We start from the raw sequence: 19,543 nt of genomic DNA on the forward strand, positions 1-19,543 counted from the left end.
CTTCAAATAAAAATGCCCGGTAATAACCGGGCATTGTAATAGACTTAGCTAGTGCTGTCAGTTAATGCTGCAACTGACACAGTACGAATAAACACCGTTTGGATCATTAAACTGGTTTAGCAGCACAAAATCTTGCTTCAGCTGTTTTGTCAGTTTTCCCAACAGCTTTTGTTCAGCACTTACACTGCCTTGTGGCAACCAGCCTTGGGTTTTGGCTTCACCCAACAGATCTTTTATCATCTGCTCGCTTGGTGTCAGCTCCTGTTTAACCACTTTTACATCATACTGGCTAAGGCCTGCTTTATCCGCAGCGGCTTTAATAGCATCGTTAATGTTGCCCAGTTTATCTACCAGCCCAAGCTCCAGTGCTTTGCTGCCTGTCCATACCCGGCCCTGGGCGACACTATCTACTTCTGTTGTGGTCATATTACGGTTTTCACCTACCATGGTTAAAAACTCTGTATAGCCACGTTCAATCAGTAACTGGAATAAGTCTTTGGCTTTTGGATCCAAGCCTTTGAACAGTGGCAGACCGGCAGATAGCCCGGCAAGTTCTGTTGTGCCGACACCATCGACATTTAATCCCAGTTTTGGCATGGCTTCTTCAGCGGTGTGTAACAAACCGAAAATACCAATAGAGCCGGTGATGGTGGTAGGTGCAGCCCAGATTTCATTGGCAGGAGCGGCAATCCAGTAGCCGCCTGAAGCTGCAACCGAGCCCATAGAGGCAATAACCGGTTTACCTGCTTCACGCAGTAAGCGGATTTCCTGGCCGATAATTTCCGATGCATAAGCACTACCACCAGGGCTGTCTATACGCAGTACCACTGCTTTCACTTTATCGTCGTGCCGTGCTTGGCGTAACAGAGCTGCAGTTGAGTCGCCACCGATGGTACCGGCTTTGGCACTGCCATCAACAATAACACCACGGGCAACTACTATGGCAACTTTGTCGGTTAATGGGTTATCAAATTGTTTTGCCGGGATCACTAACTTAGCGTAGTCACCAAAGGTAACATGGTTGTAGGTATGGTCGTCATTTTCGCCAACAATAGCGATGAGATCACGGCGGAATGCTTCGCGGGTTTTAATGTTATCTACCAGGCCGGCATTTACTGCATACTGGCTTAAATCACCTTCGGCGGCCTGCAGTTTTTCCAGCAGGGCGGCATAGGTTTCATCAAAGTTATCAGCAGCAAAACCACGGCGTGCAGCAACCTGTTGCTTGTAGTCAGACCATAGCTCGTTCAGCCAGGCAACGTTGGCTTCTTTAGCTTCGTCTGACATGTCGTTACGCAGAAAAGGTTCTACTGCTGATTTATAAGTACCAACACGGAACACATGAGTATTAATGTTGAGTTTTTCCAATGCATTTTTATAATACATCGGATAGCTGCCATAACCTTCCAGAATAACTGCGCCCATCGGGCTTAAGCTGATTTCGTCAGCGTAGCTGGCCAGGTAATATTGGTTTTGGCCATAGTAACCGCCAAAAGCCAGTACTTTTTTACCGCTGGCTTTAAATTCTTCAATGGCTGCACCAATCAGTTGCATTTTATCCAGTGAACCACCGCCCAGCATAGATAAATCCAGCACCAGAGCCTGAATGCGGTTATCGCTGGTAGCGTTTTTAATTACGCTAACAACGTCGCTTACCAGCACTTCGGGAGCATCTTCCTGGCCACCTATGCTTTCGTTTATTGCTGTGGCGATAGGATCTGTCCAGCGTTTTTCCTCTACCAGATCACCGGTAAGATTCAGCACCAATGCGGCAGTTGGCGGTACGTTAATTTTATCGTCGCCGCCAAAAATCGACACTGCAATCAGCGCTACAAAACATATAAACAACAAGTTAAGAATTACCGAGCGAAAGCCACGGTAAACCCGCGCAATGGCGCCGAACAACCGGCGGATAAGGCCGGGTTTTTTATCTGTCATGGAAGTATCCTGTTTTATATCAGAGTGTATGCATGTTGATATGCTAACCAATTTAGCTGCAAAGGCTAAGTGGAATTTGTAAGTAAATGTGTAACACTTGCTGGCATTATCGGCTTGGCTTGCTATCAACAAATAAAGCAGCTAAAGTCTGCCAAGAGCAACAGGTACGACCAGAGAGGATGATGTGGCATACCAAAAATTATTACAACCACTGGATTTAGGTTTCACTACGCTTAGAAACCGCGTGATTATGGGTTCGATGCATACCGGGTTGGAAGAAGAAAAACACGGTTTTGCCAAGCTGGCCGCCTTTTATGCTGAACGGGCCAAAGGGGGCGTGGGATTAATTATTACCGGCGGTATCAGCCCTAATTTTCGTGGCAATCTGGTGCCTTTTGGCAGCCAGCTGAGTTTCTGGTGGCAAACTGGCAAGCATAAACAGGTAACAGCAGCAGTGCATCAACACGGTGCTAAGATCTGCTTACAGTTATTACATGCCGGCCGCTATGGTTATCATCCATTCAGTGTGGCACCGAGTAAGATTAAATCGCCTATTACGCCGTTTAAACCGGCAAAAATGTCAGAGCGTCAGGTACGGGGCACAATTAAAGATTTTGCTCATTCCGCTAAACTGGCAAAAAACGCCGGTTATGACGGTGTTGAAGTAATGGGCTCAGAAGGCTACTTAATAAATCAGTTTATTTGCTCGCGTACTAACCAGCGCACTGATGAATGGGGCGGTAGTTTTGAAAATCGCTGCCGTTTTGCCATTGAAACGGTAAAAGCAGTGCGCCGGGTTTGTGGGGATGATTTTATCATTATCTACCGCTTGTCGATGTTGGATCTGGTGGAAAACGGCAACAGCTATGATGAAGTGGTTGCACTGGCGCAAGAGATTGCCGCCGCTGGGGCAACATTGCTCAATACCGGTATTGGCTGGCATGAAGCGCGGGTGCCAACTATCAGCACTATGGTGCCACGGGCCGCTTTTAGCTGGATCACAGAGCGGGTTAGGGCGCAGGTGAATATTCCGGTTATTGCTACTAACCGTATTAATGATCCGCAAGTAGCAGAAGATATTCTTGCTAATGGTCAGGCCGATATGGTGTGCATGGCCCGGCCATTTTTGGCTGATGCTGACTTTGTTAACAAAGCGGCGGCGAATAAAGCTGAGCTGATTAATACCTGCATCGCCTGTAATCAAGCCTGCCTTGATCATGTGTTTCAGAATAAACGTGCCAGTTGTTTGGTAAACCCGCGCGCCTGTTATGAAACAGAATTAAATTTTACCCCGGCAGCAAAGCGGAAAAAAATTGCAGTAATAGGTGCAGGCCCAGCTGGTTTAGCTTTTAGTGTTTATGCCGCACAGCGCGGCCATGATGTACATCTGTTTGATAAATTGCATCAAATTGGTGGCCAGTTTAACTATGCCAAGCAAATTCCCGGCAAAGAAGAGTTTCATGAAACCTTGCGCTATTTTGGTCGTATGCTGGAATTACATGCAGTAAAACTGTTTTTAAATAGTGAGCAAACCGCAGACAGCCTTCACGCTGCAGGCTTTGATGAAGTGGTGCTGGCAACCGGAATAGTGCCGCGCGATATTGGCCTTGTTGGTAGCGATCATACCAAAGTGCTGAGTTATTTAGATGTACTGCGTGATCATAAAGCAGTTGGTAAACATGTTGCTATTATTGGCGCTGGTGGCATAGGGTTTGATGTTGCAGAGTATCTGACCGAGCCCCATTCATTAACGCTGCAGCCTGAAGCCTGGTTAAAAGACTGGGGCATTGATAAAAGCTATCAGGCCCGCGGTGCGTTATTGCCTGATGAACTGCCACAACCGGCAGAGCGAAAAGTGTATTTACTGCAGCGTAAAACCAGCAAAGTTGGGGCAGGTCTGGGTAAAACTACAGGCTGGATCCACCGTTCTTCACTGAAGAAAAAAGGCGTTGAAATGATAGCTGGTGTTAATTACCTCAAGGTAGATGACAATGGCCTCTGGGTTGAAATAGCCGGTGAAGAGCGCTGCCTGAATGTAGATAACGTGGTGATTTGTGCCGGACAGGAGCCACAACGTGCACTGCAGGCCGGTTTAGCACAGCACGGTATAGTGTCTCACCTGATTGGCGGTGCTGATGTTGCTGCAGAGCTGGATGCTAAACGTGCTATCCGCCAGGGGGCAGAGCTGGCCGCTGTTATCTGAAGCTTTTTAAACGCAGGCACCTATCTGGTGCTGGTATTGCACTTTATTAGTACCCCTTGTTAACAAAGGCACCATTTTGGTGCCTTTGGCCTGTTGAATACATTTACTGGTTTTATCTTGTGCTGGCGCAAAGTGTTATGCATATTGACTGCTAGCCTTTTTATTATGCAGGCTGCTATTCTGGTATCAGCTTTGCAAATTGCATAAAAAGCACACACAGCAAGCACAACAGGGAGTTTCTATGTCCGGGGTATTAACCATGATTCTGGCTGGCGGTGAAGGTACACGTTTGGCACCTTTAACCGGCATCAGAGCAAAACCAGCAGTGCCGTTTGGCGGTAATTACCGCATTATTGATTTTGTGATGAATAACTTTGTTAACTCAGATTTATTGCAAATTTTTGTTATTACGCAGTTTAAGTCTCATTCTCTGATGAAACATTTAAGCCGGGCCTGGCGCGTAACCGGCCTGACCAACCGCTTCATTGATCCCATACCTGCACAAATGCAGACCGGTAAGCACTGGTATCTGGGTACAGCAGATGCTATTTATCAAAACCTGCACTTAATTCACGGGCTGGACCCTGAACACGTTTGTGTGTTTGGCGGCGACCATATTTATAAAATGGATGTGCGCCAGATGCTGGACTACCACCGTCATCATAACGCTAAGCTTACCGTGGCAGCCATTCCGGTGCCGGTAGAGCAGGCGCATGAGTTTGGTGTCATAGAGGTAGACGCCAACGGCCGGATGATTGGCTTTGAAGAAAAACCTAAAACGAATCCTAAAACTATTCCGGGCAAGCCAGGGTTTGTACTGGCGTCTATGGGCAATTACATTTTTGAAGCCAAAACGCTGGTAAATGTACTGGAAGAAGATGCAAAGCAGGCAGATTCGAAGCATGATTTTGGCCATAACATTATTCCTGGCCTTTATCCGTCTGGTGATGTTTATGTGTATGACTTCTCCTCTAATGCTATTAGGGGCGAAAGCCAGAGCAGCAGTGGATACTGGCGTGATGTGGGTACTATAGATTCATACTACGAAGCCAATATGGATCTTATCTCAGTAGAGCCACCATTTGACTTATACAACAAGTACTGGCCACTACGTGGCTACACACCACCGGTGCCACCGGCGAAGTTTGTGCATGATGAAGCAAACCGTACCGGCCAGGCGATAAGCTCTATGGTGGCGTCAGGTTGTATTGTCAGTGGCTCTATCGTGTATCAGTCTATTTTGGGGTACAACGTGCATGTGCATAGCCATAGCTATATTGAAAAATGTGTGCTGATGGGCAATAACGATATTGGCCGTGGCTGCCGTATTCGTCGCGCTATTATTGATAAAGATGTGAAAATTGCGCCCGGTACCATTATTGGCGAAGATCCTGTACTGGATAAACAACGCTTTCATGTCTCTGCAAGTGGCGTTATTGTGATCCCTAAAGGCGCAATGATTGGTTTTGATTAAAGCTGGGTAAGGATAAGTAGTGCGGATACTGTTTATATGTAGTGAGTATGAAGGCCTGATTAAAACGGGTGGCCTGGCTGATGCCTGTCGTGGTCTGGCACAAAGCCTGGTTACGCAAGGGCATCAGGTAACAGTGATATTACCGCGTTATGGTGTTTTATATCAGCAACCTACTGTTGAACCGCAACCGGTTTACTTTCAACTGGCGGGACGGGATTTTGGTTGTGCTGTGCATCAGCTTACGCTGGATAACGTCAGTATTGCTCTGGTTGAGCATCATGATTTTTTCCGGCGTGAGCGGCCTTATGATGACGGTGATCACGGCTATACGGATAACCCGTTGCGGTTTGCTTTTTTGTGTAAAGCCGCACTGGAATGGGTGTTGCAAAGCGGACAACAGTTTGACCTTATTCACGGCCACGACTGGCAAAGCGCAGCGGCGGCTTATTATCTGAAACAACATTATACGGCAACTGAACTGGCACAGTTGCCGTTTATTTTTAGTATTCATAACGGTGCGTATCAGGAAAAGTGTGCAGTACACTGGCGCCGGGAGCTGGACATTGAACCCCACCGCCATAATGAACTTAATTTTCTGGCTACTGCACTACAGTATGCCAACAAATTAAACACCGTAAGCCGTGGTTACCGTGATGAGTTAATGCATGAACCGGAGGCTGCCGGTTTGTCGGCCTTGTATCAGCAGCGTGCTGCGGATTTTATCGGCATTTTAAATGGCTGTGATTACAATATCTGGCATCCGGCTACAGATGTACATTTACCCGCTAATTATGACGCCGACAACCTTAGTGGCAAAGCACAGTGTAAAGCTGTCCTTCGCGCTCAACTGGAGCTGTCACCCAGCAAAGCCCCTTTATTTGTTGCAGTAAGCCGTTTAACCGGGCAAAAAGGTTACGATTATTTAATTCCCGCACTTAAACACTGGCTTAACACAACACAGGCACAGGTGGTTGTGATGGGCACCGGCGAGGGCCGTTATTGCCGGGCATTGGCACAACTGCAACAGCAGTACCCTGAGCAGTTTCGTTTTGTGCAGGGATTTAGTGATGCTATGGCGCATCAGCTTGAGGCAGCCGGAGACTTTTTCCTGATGCCATCGCTGTTTGAGCCTTGTGGGTTAAACCAGCTCTACAGCTTGCGCTACGGCACCGTGCCATTGGTGCGTTTAACCGGTGGCTTAAAAGATACGGTAAAACCCTGGCCTACCCGTGGTGCAACCGGCATAGGTTTTGCCGAACCTGATATTGCCTCAATGGAAGCGGCGTTAAAGCAAGCCGAACAGCTGTTTGTTAAAACGGTCAGTTATAAAAGGGTGCAGCAAAATGGTATGGCACAAAACTTTAGCTGGCAGCTGGCTGCACAGCAATATCAGGCGTTGTACCAACAAGCCTTATGGGCAAAAGCGCATTAAAAATCAGCAAACTGGTTGAAAGCCGGTCACATGGGTATAACCTTGCCATAATCTGATGTAAAGGTTACTGTTAATTTGCTAGGCTGCTCACAGCTAATACCATCGGGGTTTTTTATGGATGCATTAACATTACTCACCAGCCGTTTTTCTTCAGCCCGTTTAACCGAACCTGCACCCGCAGGTGAGGTACTGGAAAATATTAAACGTGCAGCACTGCAGGTACCGGATCACGGTAATTTACGCCCTTGGAGGTTTGTCATTGCTGAGGGGCGCCAGGCGTTGTCGCGCTTAGGTGATATTTTCGCCGAAGCCGCTGTGGAGGATGATCCCGCCATTGCAAACGAATTGTTAGAACGTGCCCGGCAATTACCTTTACGGGCGCCTATGGTAGTGGTGTGTATCGCCAAAGCAGTTGCTCATGCCAAAGTGCCGTTAGCTGAGCAACAGCAATCAGCGGCTTGCGCAGTAATGGCCATGCAGCAAGCTGCATTTGCTCAGGGTTTTGGTGGGATATGGCGCACAGGTGCTTATGCCCAGCTTGATTTTGTGAAGCAAGCACTGGAATTGGGAGAGGACGACGAAATAGTGGGCTTTTTGTATCTCGGTACACCCAGTGGGGAGCCTGCCAAACGGCATACGCCCGATCCGGCAGAGTATTTTTCTTACCTTTGAGCTGATTATGGTTGCACGAATTCGGGGAATAGAGCGATCTGGAGAGTCTGGCAGTCAATGATGACTGCCATTCGTTTGATAGATTACCTGATTAGTTCATTTCACTGTTTTTCTTACACTGCACAGTATCTTTACACTCACCGTACAGATATAAGCTGTGATGTGTCAGCTTAATACCATTCTTTTCTGCGATTTCAAGCTGTTTGGCTTCAATTACGTCGTCTTCAAACTCTATGACTTTGCCGCATTTTAAGCAAACTAAGTGATCGTGATGGCTACCGCCGGTTAACTCAAATACTGATTTACCGCCTTCAAAGTGGTGGCGGGTTAAAATGCCGGCATCGTCAAACTGGTTAAGCACCCGGTAAACTGTAGCCAGGCCAATATCTTCACCCAGTTCCAGCAGCAATTTATATACGTCTTCCGCACTGATATGCTGATGCTTGGGATCTTGCAGGATCTCGAGAATTTTTACCCGTGGCAGGGTAACTTTCAGGCCGGCTTTACGTAATTCGCTATTGTGATCTGACATAAGAACTCTAACTCTGGCTTATATATGCAAAGGATTATAAAGACATTAGCCCGAGAATGAAATGGCAATATTCCGCTGTTGTTGTTAAAGCAAAGCTTGTGCTTGGTAAATCGCTAAGTACAATGGGGTAAACAGGTCATACCAGAGTGAATGTATTATGAAATGGGCATTTAATCCGGCCGTGATGCGCCGCTTACTGAATTTTTGGCCACCTTTTTTATTTCCGGGTATTAAGGTTGTAGCGCTAAGCAGCGATTATCGCTACTGCCGTGTTGAGTTAAAATGGCGGCCATGGACACGAAATATTAATAATACCCAATTTGGCGGCACGATGTTTGCGATGACAGATCCTATTTATCCGCTGATGCTGATGGGGGCCTTGGGCAAACAGTATCTGGTATGGGATAAACAAGCCGACATCAACTTTATTACACCGGGCAAGGGCAGGTTGACAGCGGAATTCTGGCTATCGGACGACACGGTTAATGCAATTAAGGCTGCAACTGAAGAGGGTGACAAGCATTTCCCCCAGTTTATTGTGCATATTAAAGATAGCCAGAATAACATAGTGGCTGAGGTAAATCGTACCGTATATGTACGTAAGAAAGCCAAATACCGTGCAGCTTAAATTTTAGCCATAAAAAAACCGGCAGTAACGCCGGTTTTGCTGGGTTGTTTACAGACCTTCGAACTCTTTTAAGCTCATTTCGTCATAAATTTGCTTACACCACTGCTTAACACGTGTTTCCGTCAGCTCTGGCTGGCGATCTTCGTCTATACCCAGGCCAACAAAGTGGTTACTATCAACCAAAGCTTTTGAGGCAACAAAGTTATAACCGGCAGTTGGCCAGTGCCCAACGATAATTGCGCCTTTAGGTTCAATAATATCGCGCAGCGTGCCCATAGCATCAAGGAAGTATTCTGCATAATCTTCCTGATCGCCACAGCCAAAAATAGCTACCAGCTTGTTGTTGAAATCGATGTTTTCCAGTTCGGGGAAAAAATCATCCCAGTCGCACTGGGCCTCACCGTAATACCAGGTTGGAATACCCAGTAACAACAAATCAAAGGCTGCAATGTCTTCTTTGCTGCTTTTGGCGATATCGCGTACATCAAACAAGTTTTTGCCCAGCTCTTTCTGGATCATCTTGGCGATATGTTCAGTGTTACCGGTATCGCTACCGAAAAAAATGCCTACAGTTGCCATTAATCTAACCTTCTTACCTGGTTAACGCTTGTGTCAAAATATGTTCGATATAAGCACTGCGTGTCATCTCAGCTTGATCCGCTTGCTGGCTCAGCGCTGCGTACAGCTGATCAGACACTTTAAATTCAATGCGTTTTAAACCTTTACTGCGATCACGTTTGATTTGATTACGTTTGTTTAGTTTCAGCTGTTCTTCCCGTGGCAGCGGATTAGTTTTCGGCCGGCCTGGGCGCTTTTCCTGGGCAAATAAATCAATCGTGGTGCGATCAGTGGCTATCTTCGCCATTAATCCTAACCTTACTACTCGATAAAATATGGCACTATGCTTTTGATGATAAATACTGCCGGTGACAGAAACAGTACCAGCCAGACAAAAAACTGCCCGAGCTTTGGTGCGTTACTCTTTTTCAGCACATCACGTATTGCAAGCACAATAAACAGGTACAAAATACCCAGCCCAAGCCATAAACCTATTGCTTCAAACTGCTCTATAGCCATAGCACGTTACCTGACCTGCAAAAAAGTGCGCGCACTATAGCATAACTTCACTAAAATTTAGTGCGTTAGCTCAATAAAAAGTCCTTTACCAGCTTGGTAAAGGCCGCAGGTTTTTCAGCATGCAGCCAATGCCCGGTACCTTGGATAATTTTCGCCTGCGCTGCCGGAAACATTTTTGTAATAGCGTCTTTGTGTTCTGGCAGAATGTAATCAGAATCACCACCTTTAATAAAGAGCACCGGCCCGCTGAATACGCCACTGTCGATTGGCTTGCCAATTAACTCAGTATAATTGCTGTAGAGGGCGTTTAAGTTAAAGCGCCACTCAAATTTATCGTCGTCTTTTACCAGGCTTTTTAGCAAAAACTGGCGCACGCCACTTTCTTTTACGTGCTGAGCCAGTTGCTTGTCGGCATCGGCCCGGTTTTCAATTTCTGTTAAATCTACCGAGTTCAGGCCTGTAAAGATGCTGTTATGCCGGGGCGGATAACCTACTGGCGCGATATCGGCCAAAATAAGTTTGGACACGCGCTCAGGGTAGGTAACGGCGTAAGCCATGGCAAGCTTGCCTCCCATGGAATGCCCGAGTATTGCCGATTTTTTAACGTTAAGGGAATCCAGCGTTTGTGCAAGATCTTCAGCCATTAGCTGATAATTCATCTCTGCGCTGTGATCCGAGCGGCCATGGTTGCGCACATCCACATTAATCACCTGATATTGATCACTTAAACTGCGTTCAATAACGCCCAGATTCTCATAACTGCCAAATAAGCCATGAATAAGCACTACCGGCGCTGTGCTGCTGTTTTGCTGGCCGCTGATATGGGTATGTAAAAGCATAGAAAGCTCATTTGGTTAACGGGCAGGCTAGTCTAGCAAATCATGCCGCTGGCGTCAGTCGATAAGGCTTTATATAATGAGGACACTTTTAGCGCGCGGAATAAATATATGAAAACCATCGAAATAGATGACGAGCTATACCAGTACATTGCCGGTCAGACCCAAAAAATTGGTGAGAGTGCGTCTGAGATCTTACGTCGCTTATTACTTGGTGATGCTGCTGCAAACCCGGTGCAGGCGGCAGAGCCCGCGGTATCAACACCGGCAGCTCCAATCAGCAGTAGTATTTTTGACTTAATAAATAAGCAGGATTTACCGGCAGAGTCGAGCGTAGTTGGCCGCTTTTTGTTTATTCTGTCAGCGCTGGCCCGGGCGCACAAAAAGCAGTTTAACAAAGTGCTGGAAATTAAAGGCCGTAACCGGCTGTATTTTGGCCGCAGTGCCGAAGAGTTGTCAGAGGCTGGCAGCAGCACCAACCCAAAACAAATTCCTAATACTGAATTTTGGGTGATCACTAACTCCAATACCACCCGCAAAAAAATGATGCTGACTGAGACAGCCATCAAACTCGGCTATAGTGAACAGGATGCAGAACGTATTCGCGATTTGTTATAAAAGGAAATGTTATGTCTTTACACCCACTGGCCGGGCAGCAGGTGCCGGTATCGTTAGTGCCGAATATAAGCCGTCTGATGACGGCATACTATGTGCTGGAGCCCGACGTACATACGCAGCCTGAGCATAAAGTCAGTTTTGGCACTTCGGGTCATCGTGGCAGCGCACTGCATTGCTCGTTTAATGAACCGCACGTGCTGGCAATTTGCCAGGCAGTGGCTGATTATCGTAAAAAAAACGCGATTACCGGGCCATTATTTCTCGGTAAAGACACCCATGCTTTATCTGAAGCTGCCTTTGCTACCGCGCTTGAGGTGCTGATTGCCAATAAAATTCAGGTATGCATCCAGAAAGATCTTGGCTATACGCCAACGCCGGTCATTTCACACGCTATTCTGACCCAAAATAAAGGTGCAACCAGCCAGTTGGCAGACGGTATTGTAATTACGCCATCACATAATCCGCCACAGGATGGTGGCATTAAGTACAACCCGCCACACGGTGGCCCGGCAGATACCGATGTCACTAACTGGATAGAGCAACGCGCCAATGAGTTGCTGGCCAAAGACCTGGAAGGCGTAAAAATGATGCCTTATGCCCTGGCGCTGCAATCTGGCTACTGCCAGCATATTGATTATATTCAGCATTATGTTGACGATTTAGAAAACGTTATCGATATGGCCGCGATAGCCAAAGCAGGCATTAAAATTGGCGTTGACCCGCTGGGCGGTTCTGGTATTGCGTACTGGCCACGTATTGCTGAGCGCTACGGCCTGAACATTACAGTGGTAAATGACAAGGTTGACCCTGCGTTTGCTTTTATGCCATTGGATAAGGACGGCCAAATTCGTATGGATTGCTCCTCGGCTTATGCTATGGCTAATCTGATCCAGCTAAAAGATCAGTTTGATATTGCTATAGGTAATGACCCGGATTTCGACCGCCACGGTATAGTTACCCGTAGTGGTGGCCTGATGAACCCCAATCACTATCTGGCTGTAGTGATTAATTATTTACTTGCTAACCGGCCAGACTGGGCTGCTGAACTGGCAATTGGTAAAACACTGGTATCCAGTGCATTAATTGACAGAGTTATTGCCGCACGCGGGCGTAATTTACTGGAAGTGCCGGTAGGTTTTAAGTGGTTTGTCGAGGGATTGCATAACGGTAGCGTTGCTTTTGGCGGCGAAGAAAGTGCCGGGGCGAGTTTTTTACGCTTTGATGGCAGCGCCTGGTCTACCGATAAAGACGGTATTATTTTAGGGTTATTAGCAGCTGAAATGCTGGCAAAAACCGGTGTAGACCCTTATCAGCAGTATCAGGCACTTACGCGGGAGCTTGGTTCGCCGTTGTATCGCCGTTTAGATGCGCCGGCCAGCAGTGAGCAAAAAGCAGCGCTGAAAAAACTCGACGTAAAAAGTGTTAAACAAACCACCCTGGCTGGCGATGACATTTTAGCCGTGCTAACCAAAGCTCCGGGAAATAATGCCGATATTGGTGGGGTAAAAGTGGTCACCCGTAATGGTTGGTTTGCTGCCCGGCCGTCAGGGACGGAAAACTCTTATAAGATTTATCTGGAGAGCTTTGTTGATCAGGGCCACCTGTTACAACTGGAACACGATGCTAAGACGTTTGTTGAATACGTATTCAGTCAGATATAAGGCGCTGAAAAGGCTATGATCTACATTGTAATTAAATTACATTTATAGCCTTCGATTTTGCCTTGAGCACTGTGATAGGGTATTTTTTTGTAATAATTCTACGCTTGGCGATATTATGTCGCTATCACAGGCAGAAAACTATCAGGATTTGTAATGAAAAAACATACCTCAACTGCCAGTACTGGTGTAACACAAATTAACACCGAACAGCTGAAAGATCAGATCATCCGCCATCTGCATTCCACTTTAGGTACCGACGTAAATAAAGCCAGCCCGCAGGCTTGGTGGCGGGCTACCTGTGCAGCGGTAAACGAGCAGGTATACGATGGCCTGCGTAATACTCAGCGCACGCACTATGAAAACAACACCCGCGCCTTGCATTATTTTAGCCTTGAGTACCTGATGGGCCGTTTGTTCAGCAACAACCTGCATAACCTGGGACTGTATGAACAAGCCAAACAGGCACTGTCAGAACTGGGGTTTAATATTGCAGATCTGGAAGATCAGGAAGAAGACATGGCGCTGGGCAATGGTGGCCTGGGGCGTTTAGCTGCGTGTTTTATTGATTCTCTTGCCACCCTGAATTATCCGGCTATAGGCTATGGCATTCATTATGAGCACGGCTTGTTTCAGCAAAGTTTTCAGGATGGCCGTCAGATAGAGCGGCCAGACAGCTGGCGCGAGTATGGCAATCCGTGGGAAATTTGCCGACCTGAATCAGTACAGGAAATTTCTGTGTATGGTTATGTCGAAACAGTATATGACCTGCAAGGAAAAATGAAAAAAGTGTGGCACCCAGGCCGTATTATCAAAGGAGTGCCCTGGGATATTCCGGTAGTAGGCTACAATGGCAGTTCAGTAAATGTGCTGCGGTTATGGGAAAGCCGGGCCAGTGACTTCTTTAACTGGGACGTATTTAACTCAGGCGGTTATATCGATGCTTCACGCGAGAATATTGAAGCAGAAACTATCTCTAAAGTGCTGTACCCGAATGATGAAACCGATGCTGGTAAAGAGCTGCGGTTGATCCAGCAGTACTTTTTTGTGTCCTGTTCATTAAAAGACATCATTCGCCGTTATAAGCGGGCTCATGGCGACGACTGGAGTGACTTTGCCAGACAGGTTGTTATTCAATTAAATGATACACACCCGGCAGTATCTATTCCTGAACTGATGCGTATTCTGGTTGACCGTGCTGAAATGCAGTGGGATCACGCCTGGAATATTTGCCAGCAGGTTTTTGCTTACACTAACCATACTTTATTACCTGAAGCACTGGAAAAATGGCCTGTACGCTTATTTGAAAAAGTATTACCACGCCACCTGGAAATTATCTACGAAATTAACCGCCGCTTTCTGGTAGAACAGGTTGATGTGTTATGGCCGGGCGACAACGATAAAAAGCGTAAATTGTCTATTATCGAAGATGGCCACGACCCTATGGTGCGGATGGGGCATTTATCAGTAGTAGGGTCTTTCCGGGTTAATGGCGTAGCAGAAATTCACTCAAAACTGGTTAAGTCAGATTTATTCCCGGAAATGGTAGCACTGTGGCCGGATAAATTTACTAATGTCACCAATGGTGTTACACCAAGACGCTGGTTAAAAGCTTGTAACCCGAAACTGGCGAAATTGCTGGATGATAATATTGGCACTGAATGGCCAACTGACTTAAAGCAATTGTCTAAATTTGCGGCCTTTGCAGATGATGCCAAAATTCAGGACGCCTTTATGGCGATTAAGCAGCAGAATAAAGCAGATCTGGCAACAGTAGTGAAGAAGCTGACTCATATTGATATTGATCCGCATGCCATTTTTGATATTCAGATTAAGCGGTTGCATGAGTATAAGCGCCAGCATTTGAACCTGTTGCATATACTGGCGTTATACCGCCGTATTCTGCAGGAACCGGATTACGATATGGTGCCACGTGTATTTCTGTTTGGTGCCAAAGCCGCACCTGGCTATAAATTAGCCAAAGAAATTATTTATGCCATTAATAAAGTCGCTGAGAAAATTAACCATGATAAGCGCGTAAAAAACCGCTTAAAAGTGGTATTTATGCCCAACTACCGGGTAACACTGGCAGAAAAAATGATACCGGCCGCTGACGTATCTGAACAAATTTCTACTGCAGGTAAGGAAGCTTCAGGTACTGGCAATATGAAGCTGGCACTTAACGGCGCTATTACGGTAGGAACGTTAGATGGAGCCAATATCGAAATTGCTGAGGAAGTGGGCGACGACAATATCGCTATCTTTGGTTTAACGGTAGATGAAGTAAAAGCTTTACATGCCAAGGGTTATAACAGTATGGATTACTACTATGCTAATCCGGAAATTAAAGCCATTCTTGATTGGCTGGAAACAGATTACTTCACACCCGGTAAACCAGGCGAGTTAGCCGCAATTAAGCGTAGCTTGCTGGAAGGTGGCGATCCTTATCTGGTACTGGCAGATTTTGAAAGTTACGTTAAAGCTCAGCTGAAAGTAGATCAATGGTATCGCGATAAATCGCTGTGGGCTAAAAAGGCCATACTCAATACAGCCTCGGTAGGTAAGTTTACCTCTGACCGTTCTATTGAGGACTATGTCAGCCGGGTATGGCAGTTAGAGAAGTGCCATATCAGACGCGATTAAATTGCTGCCCAAAAGCCTGTCACTGACAGGCTTTTTTATAGTTCTGATATAGGCTTGCCAGCAAACGCTGCAACGCCTTATAGTAAGGAAAAAAATATCAAGGACGTTATTTTGCAAACAGGCAGTTTAGTTTGTGTTGGCACCGGTATGACACTGGGCTCACATATCAGCCCGCTTTCCCGCAGTTATATTGAACAGGCCGACGTGGTGTTTGTGCTGGTGGCCGATGGCATTACCGAAAAGTGGATAGAGCAGATGAATGCCGATGTGCGTTCACTGCAGCCTTACTATCTGGAAGGCAAATCGCGCATGCTCACTTATCGTGAAATGGTAGCCGCTATGTTGGTTGAAGTTAAAGCGGGGAAAAAGGTGGTAGGTGCGTTTTACGGCCATCCCGGAGTATTTGCCTGGGTGCCGCATAATGCCATTAAGCAAGCCCGTGAACTGGGCTTTAGCGCCCATATGGAACCGGGTATTTCAGCAGAAGATTGTTTGTATGCCGATTTAGGTATCGACCCCGGCACTTATGGCTGTCAGCACTATGAAGCCAGCCAGTTTATGTTTTATAAACGCAATATTGATACCGCTGCTTACCTGATTTTATGGCAGGTAGGTGTAGCGGGTGATAGATCGTTGGCGAAATTCAGCACCGACAGTGAGTATCGCAAAGTGTTGGTAAAATTGCTGACAGAGTATTATCCATCGGAGCATGAAGTGATTTTATATGAGGCGGCGACTTTACCTATTCAGCCAATCCGTATTGACTTGATGCCATTGGTAATTTTGCCTGACGCTGTCATGGATTTGAAAACAACACTTATCATCCCGCCCACTAATAAAGCTGAGCTTAACACGGTACTTTTAGCAGAACTTGAGGGGCTTAATGCAAAAAAAAATATGTAAGCTGTTAGTTGACCCCACACCTCTATCACATAGGTTTTAGCTGGAAGTTACACTGATGATTTTTTTTGCCAAAATGTGGGAACTATGCCGATAATTGAATTCTCTCTTTAGTTGAGTGCAGGCAAAATAATTTAGGTAGAAAGTGAATGACTATACTTGTTTTTGCATCAAAGTTTAATTTTAAAACTACTCGCTTACAGATTCAGCCGCTGTGTCCCGACGATAAAGCGCTGTACATAAAGCTCTACACGGATGAACGGGTCATGCGGTTTATTATGCCAGCTTTAACGGAAGAACAAGCTGAGATAAGTTTCCAGAATGCTCTAAAACTCAATGCAAATTTAAACACCGATCGGCTGTTTCTTACGGTGAGGCTCTTGGAAGAGCTGAAACCATCTGCACTGTGTTGTATTAGTCACTTAGACAGGAAAAACGGTATTGCAGAAATAGGTAATATAGTGCTGCCTGAAGCTCATGGAAAGCAGATTGCACAGGATGCCACTAAAGCTTTAATTGAACAGATTCAACAAATGCTTGCTATAAGCCATTTTGTTATGGATATTAACAAAAACAATCTGGCTGCAATTCGTGGTGCGAAGCTATTGGGCTTTGCGCAAGAGAGTGAGTCTTCAAATCAGTACCATAAGCATCTTTAATTTTTACAGAAGAACTCTGTCTTTAAAGATTGCCAAATAAAGAGGGGGCTAGCAAGTTCCGGGCTGCGTAAAAACTCACTTGTACAGAGCTGATTAAACGCCTTAATATCATTACTGTAAGCACCGTTCTAAATTGTTCGCTGGCAAAAAAAAACAGATTGACGTATAAAGCGTGTTTAAGCTCATGTTCGTAAAACAGAGCAATTTACTGTAGGTGAGGTTACGTTATGGGAAATATTATAAATTTTATGGAAAAACTCGGTTCCAGCGCAGAGCTGCAAGAATTGTCAGAAAGTGACGTAGTGGCAATGCTTAAAGCACAGAACTTAACTCCTATCGGGCAAACTACGCTATTGGCCGCAGTAGAAAATCTTTTGGAACCGAGAAAAAATTTAATATGTGGTGTTATGCCAGCAGAAGAACCTGATGAGACACCTCAGCCAGAGGATGAGCCTGAGCAACCGACACCTAAACAATAGAATTTACTTAAATGTTGCGATGGTCAAAGCTAATTTATGCGTGTTGTAAAACAAGCTTGCTAATTGCTGGCTTGCTCTATTCCCATTTTATTGCTGCCCAACAAACAGATATATCTAAGCTGTTGGAGGCGGCTGATGAACTAAGAGCCAGTGATTTTAAAAAATTTGATGAAATCATTGGCTTACTTAGCCAAGAAACAGCTCAATTATCCCCAGAGCAGCGGGAACACTATATATTTCTCAAAGCCTATCACCTCAACTTCAAGGGGCAACGCCAGCAATCTATTGATATGTTAAAAGGGTTGGTTGATAATTCACAATCAGAATACATTAAATTTAAGTCATTGAGTGTATTAATTAATATTTTAATGATTTCAAAAAACTATAATGAAGTTTTTTCTTACATGGAAGTATATGACGTTCTACTACAAAATATGGTAGAAAAAGATGCTCGAAACCATGGTCTAGGTATCATGTCTTTTGTATTTAATCAAGTAGAGCAATTTGATATCGGTTTATATTATGCTGAAAAGCTGATAAGAGAGTCTGGAGGTGGGCGCTATGCTTGTTTTGGCTGGCAATTTAAGCTTGAAGCTCTATTCAGGTCGGGAGATTTTGAAAGATTTGAACAATTTTTTCTGCCGGGATTAACAGCTTGTTTAGAGGCAAAGCAACCTATTTATTCTAATATTATTCGTAGTTATAAAATAGAATCATTAATAGTAAATGATCCGCCGAAAGCAATAATTGAGATTAATGAAAATAGACAAGAAGTGTTGGATACATCTTATAATATATTGATAGTTGCTTATGATGCCTTGCTCAGCTCAGCCTATATGAATAATGGACAAATGGAGCTGGCTTATAGTGTAGGTATGCAGGCACTCAGTAAGATTGACTCTCAGAGCATTAACCCCTCCGTAATTATGTTGTATGATACACTTTATCGGTTAAGTAAAGTAAGGGGCGATATACCTAGCGCACTGGAGTATCATGAAATACTTACAGCAAAAAAACAAACTTATAGTAATGAAAAAACAGCCGGATTAATTGCGTATAATCTTGCAAAAGCCGATAGTGCAATTAAAAATCAAAGAATCGCATTGTTGGACAAAGATAATGAAGTTCTATCTTTACAAAAAAATTTATATCAACAAGAAGTTAAACAGAATAAACTAGTGATGCTTGTATTGTCTTCCATACTTGTTCTTTCGACGGTACTAGCTTATCGTGCTGTAATAGGGCGTAAACGCTTTAAAAAGATTGCAGAGTATGATCAGCTAACCGGGATAAGTAACCGTTACCACTTTAACAATCAGGCTAAGGTGGCATTGGATTACTGTGAGCTGGATGCAAAACCTGCGGCACTGATTTTGTTCGACCTGGATTATTTTAAAAATATAAATGATCAGTATGGGCATGCCGCAGGTGATTGGGCATTGCAGCAAGTGGTAAAAACCTGTCGTAACTTTATGCGTAATAATGATGTGTTTGGTCGTATTGGTGGGGAAGAGTTTGCTGTAGTGTTGCCAGGTTGCCATGCTGATAAAGCTGCATTAATGGCCGAAATATGCCGCGATGCTATTGCCACTATAGACACAAAAGATAGCGGCTACACATTCCCGCTGAGTGCAAGTTTTGGTGTCAGCTCTTCGGATACGTCTGGCTATCAGCTTAAACAATTGTTAGCCGATGCAGATCTGGCAATGTACAAAGCTAAGCAGTCTGGGCGGGATCAGGTATCAATGTACGCAGAAAATCTGAGCTGATTTAGCGTCCGGTTTGGCTGAGTGC

At 45.3% G+C, this 19,543-nt stretch carries 18 protein-coding genes; 12 read left to right on the forward strand and 6 right to left on the reverse strand.

Translation table 11 applies throughout. From position 1 onward, the window contains the following. Positions 1 to 57: 57 nt before the first annotated feature. Positions 58 to 1,938, reverse strand: a complete 1,881-nt coding sequence (gene sppA, locus M2404_RS11175; protein WP_259239813.1) for a signal peptide peptidase SppA — start codon at positions 1,936 to 1,938, stop codon at positions 58 to 60. Positions 1,939 to 2,122: 184 nt separating this feature from the next. On the opposite strand from sppA, the gene M2404_RS11180 reads away from it, so the two are divergent. The 4 genes from M2404_RS11180 to M2404_RS11195 all read left to right on the forward strand — a co-directional run bounded on the left by M2404_RS11180 (position 2,123) and on the right by M2404_RS11195 (position 7,719). Continuing rightward, positions 2,123 to 4,141 (forward strand): NADPH-dependent 2,4-dienoyl-CoA reductase, encoded by a 2,019-nt coding sequence (locus tag M2404_RS11180; protein ID WP_259239814.1) that lies wholly within the window; start codon positions 2,123 to 2,125, stop codon positions 4,139 to 4,141. Positions 4,142 to 4,340: 199 nt separating this feature from the next. After that, positions 4,341 to 5,615 carry a glucose-1-phosphate adenylyltransferase gene (glgC, locus tag M2404_RS11185; protein WP_259239815.1) on the forward strand — a complete coding sequence of 425 codons (1,275 nt, stop codon included), beginning with the start codon at positions 4,341 to 4,343 and terminating at the stop codon, positions 5,613 to 5,615. 19 nt (positions 5,616 to 5,634) lie between these two features. Continuing rightward, positions 5,635 to 7,047: a glycogen synthase gene (locus tag M2404_RS11190; RefSeq protein WP_259239816.1), complete on the forward strand. Its 1,413-nt coding sequence runs from the start codon at positions 5,635 to 5,637 to the stop codon at positions 7,045 to 7,047. A gap of 114 nt (positions 7,048 to 7,161) precedes the next feature. Continuing rightward, entirely contained in the window at positions 7,162 to 7,719 is a 558-nt protein-coding gene (locus tag M2404_RS11195; protein WP_259239817.1) for an NAD(P)H nitroreductase, read from the forward strand. Positions 7,720 to 7,810: 91 nt separating this feature from the next. Here the strand turns inward: M2404_RS11195 and fur are convergent, their stop codons facing one another. After that, entirely contained in the window at positions 7,811 to 8,251 is a 441-nt protein-coding gene (gene fur / locus M2404_RS11200) for a ferric iron uptake transcriptional regulator (protein ID WP_259239818.1), read from the reverse strand. A gap of 157 nt (positions 8,252 to 8,408) precedes the next feature. On the opposite strand from fur, the gene M2404_RS11205 reads away from it, so the two are divergent. Then, on the forward strand, positions 8,409 to 8,879 hold the full coding sequence (locus tag M2404_RS11205) for a DUF4442 domain-containing protein (RefSeq protein ID WP_259239819.1): 471 nt from the start codon (positions 8,409 to 8,411) through the stop codon (positions 8,877 to 8,879). Between the two features lie 48 nt (positions 8,880 to 8,927). Here the strand turns inward: M2404_RS11205 and fldA are convergent, their stop codons facing one another. The 4 genes from fldA to M2404_RS11225 form a co-directional block, all read right to left on the reverse strand. After that, positions 8,928 to 9,458, reverse strand: a complete 531-nt coding sequence (gene fldA / locus M2404_RS11210) for a flavodoxin FldA (RefSeq protein ID WP_259239820.1) — start codon at positions 9,456 to 9,458, stop codon at positions 8,928 to 8,930. Between the two features lie 13 nt (positions 9,459 to 9,471). Further along, entirely contained in the window at positions 9,472 to 9,744 is a 273-nt protein-coding gene (gene ybfE, locus M2404_RS11215) for a LexA regulated protein (protein WP_068231876.1), read from the reverse strand. A 14-nt stretch (positions 9,745 to 9,758) separates the two neighbouring features. Further along, the gene (locus M2404_RS11220) at positions 9,759 to 9,956 is read right to left on the reverse strand and encodes a DUF2788 domain-containing protein (RefSeq protein ID WP_215397555.1); all 198 of its coding nucleotides are present in this window, start codon (positions 9,954 to 9,956) and stop codon (positions 9,759 to 9,761) included. A gap of 65 nt (positions 9,957 to 10,021) precedes the next feature. Continuing rightward, positions 10,022 to 10,795 (reverse strand): alpha/beta fold hydrolase, encoded by a 774-nt coding sequence (locus M2404_RS11225; RefSeq protein ID WP_259239822.1) that lies wholly within the window; start codon positions 10,793 to 10,795, stop codon positions 10,022 to 10,024. 108 nt (positions 10,796 to 10,903) lie between these two features. On the opposite strand from M2404_RS11225, the gene seqA reads away from it, so the two are divergent. The 7 genes from seqA (at position 10,904) to M2404_RS11260 (ending at position 19,518) form a co-directional block, all read left to right on the forward strand. Continuing rightward, positions 10,904 to 11,410, forward strand: a complete 507-nt coding sequence (gene seqA, locus M2404_RS11230; protein ID WP_259239824.1) for a replication initiation negative regulator SeqA — start codon at positions 10,904 to 10,906, stop codon at positions 11,408 to 11,410. Positions 11,411 to 11,421: 11 nt separating this feature from the next. Beyond that, positions 11,422 to 13,071 (forward strand): phosphoglucomutase (alpha-D-glucose-1,6-bisphosphate-dependent), encoded by a 1,650-nt coding sequence (pgm, locus tag M2404_RS11235; protein ID WP_259239825.1) that lies wholly within the window; start codon positions 11,422 to 11,424, stop codon positions 13,069 to 13,071. A 153-nt stretch (positions 13,072 to 13,224) separates the two neighbouring features. Next, positions 13,225 to 15,711, forward strand: a complete 2,487-nt coding sequence (locus M2404_RS11240) for a glycogen/starch/alpha-glucan phosphorylase (protein ID WP_259239826.1) — start codon at positions 13,225 to 13,227, stop codon at positions 15,709 to 15,711. Between the two features lie 111 nt (positions 15,712 to 15,822). Continuing rightward, a complete protein-coding gene (locus tag M2404_RS11245; protein WP_259239827.1) occupies positions 15,823 to 16,614 on the forward strand; it encodes an SAM-dependent methyltransferase in 792 nt (263 codons plus the stop codon). A 146-nt stretch (positions 16,615 to 16,760) separates the two neighbouring features. After that, a complete protein-coding gene (locus M2404_RS11250) occupies positions 16,761 to 17,270 on the forward strand; it encodes a GNAT family N-acetyltransferase (RefSeq protein WP_259239829.1) in 510 nt (169 codons plus the stop codon). A gap of 227 nt (positions 17,271 to 17,497) precedes the next feature. After that, the gene (locus M2404_RS11255) at positions 17,498 to 17,749 is read left to right on the forward strand and encodes a hypothetical protein (RefSeq protein ID WP_259239830.1); all 252 of its coding nucleotides are present in this window, start codon (positions 17,498 to 17,500) and stop codon (positions 17,747 to 17,749) included. Positions 17,750 to 17,760: 11 nt separating this feature from the next. Beyond that, positions 17,761 to 19,518, forward strand: a complete 1,758-nt coding sequence (locus tag M2404_RS11260) for a GGDEF domain-containing protein (protein ID WP_259239831.1) — start codon at positions 17,761 to 17,763, stop codon at positions 19,516 to 19,518. Positions 19,519 to 19,543 lie beyond the last annotated feature (25 nt).

It is taken from the genome of Rheinheimera pacifica, from assembly GCF_024809855.1.
Lineage (GTDB): Bacteria > Pseudomonadota > Gammaproteobacteria > Enterobacterales > Alteromonadaceae > Alishewanella > Alishewanella pacifica_A.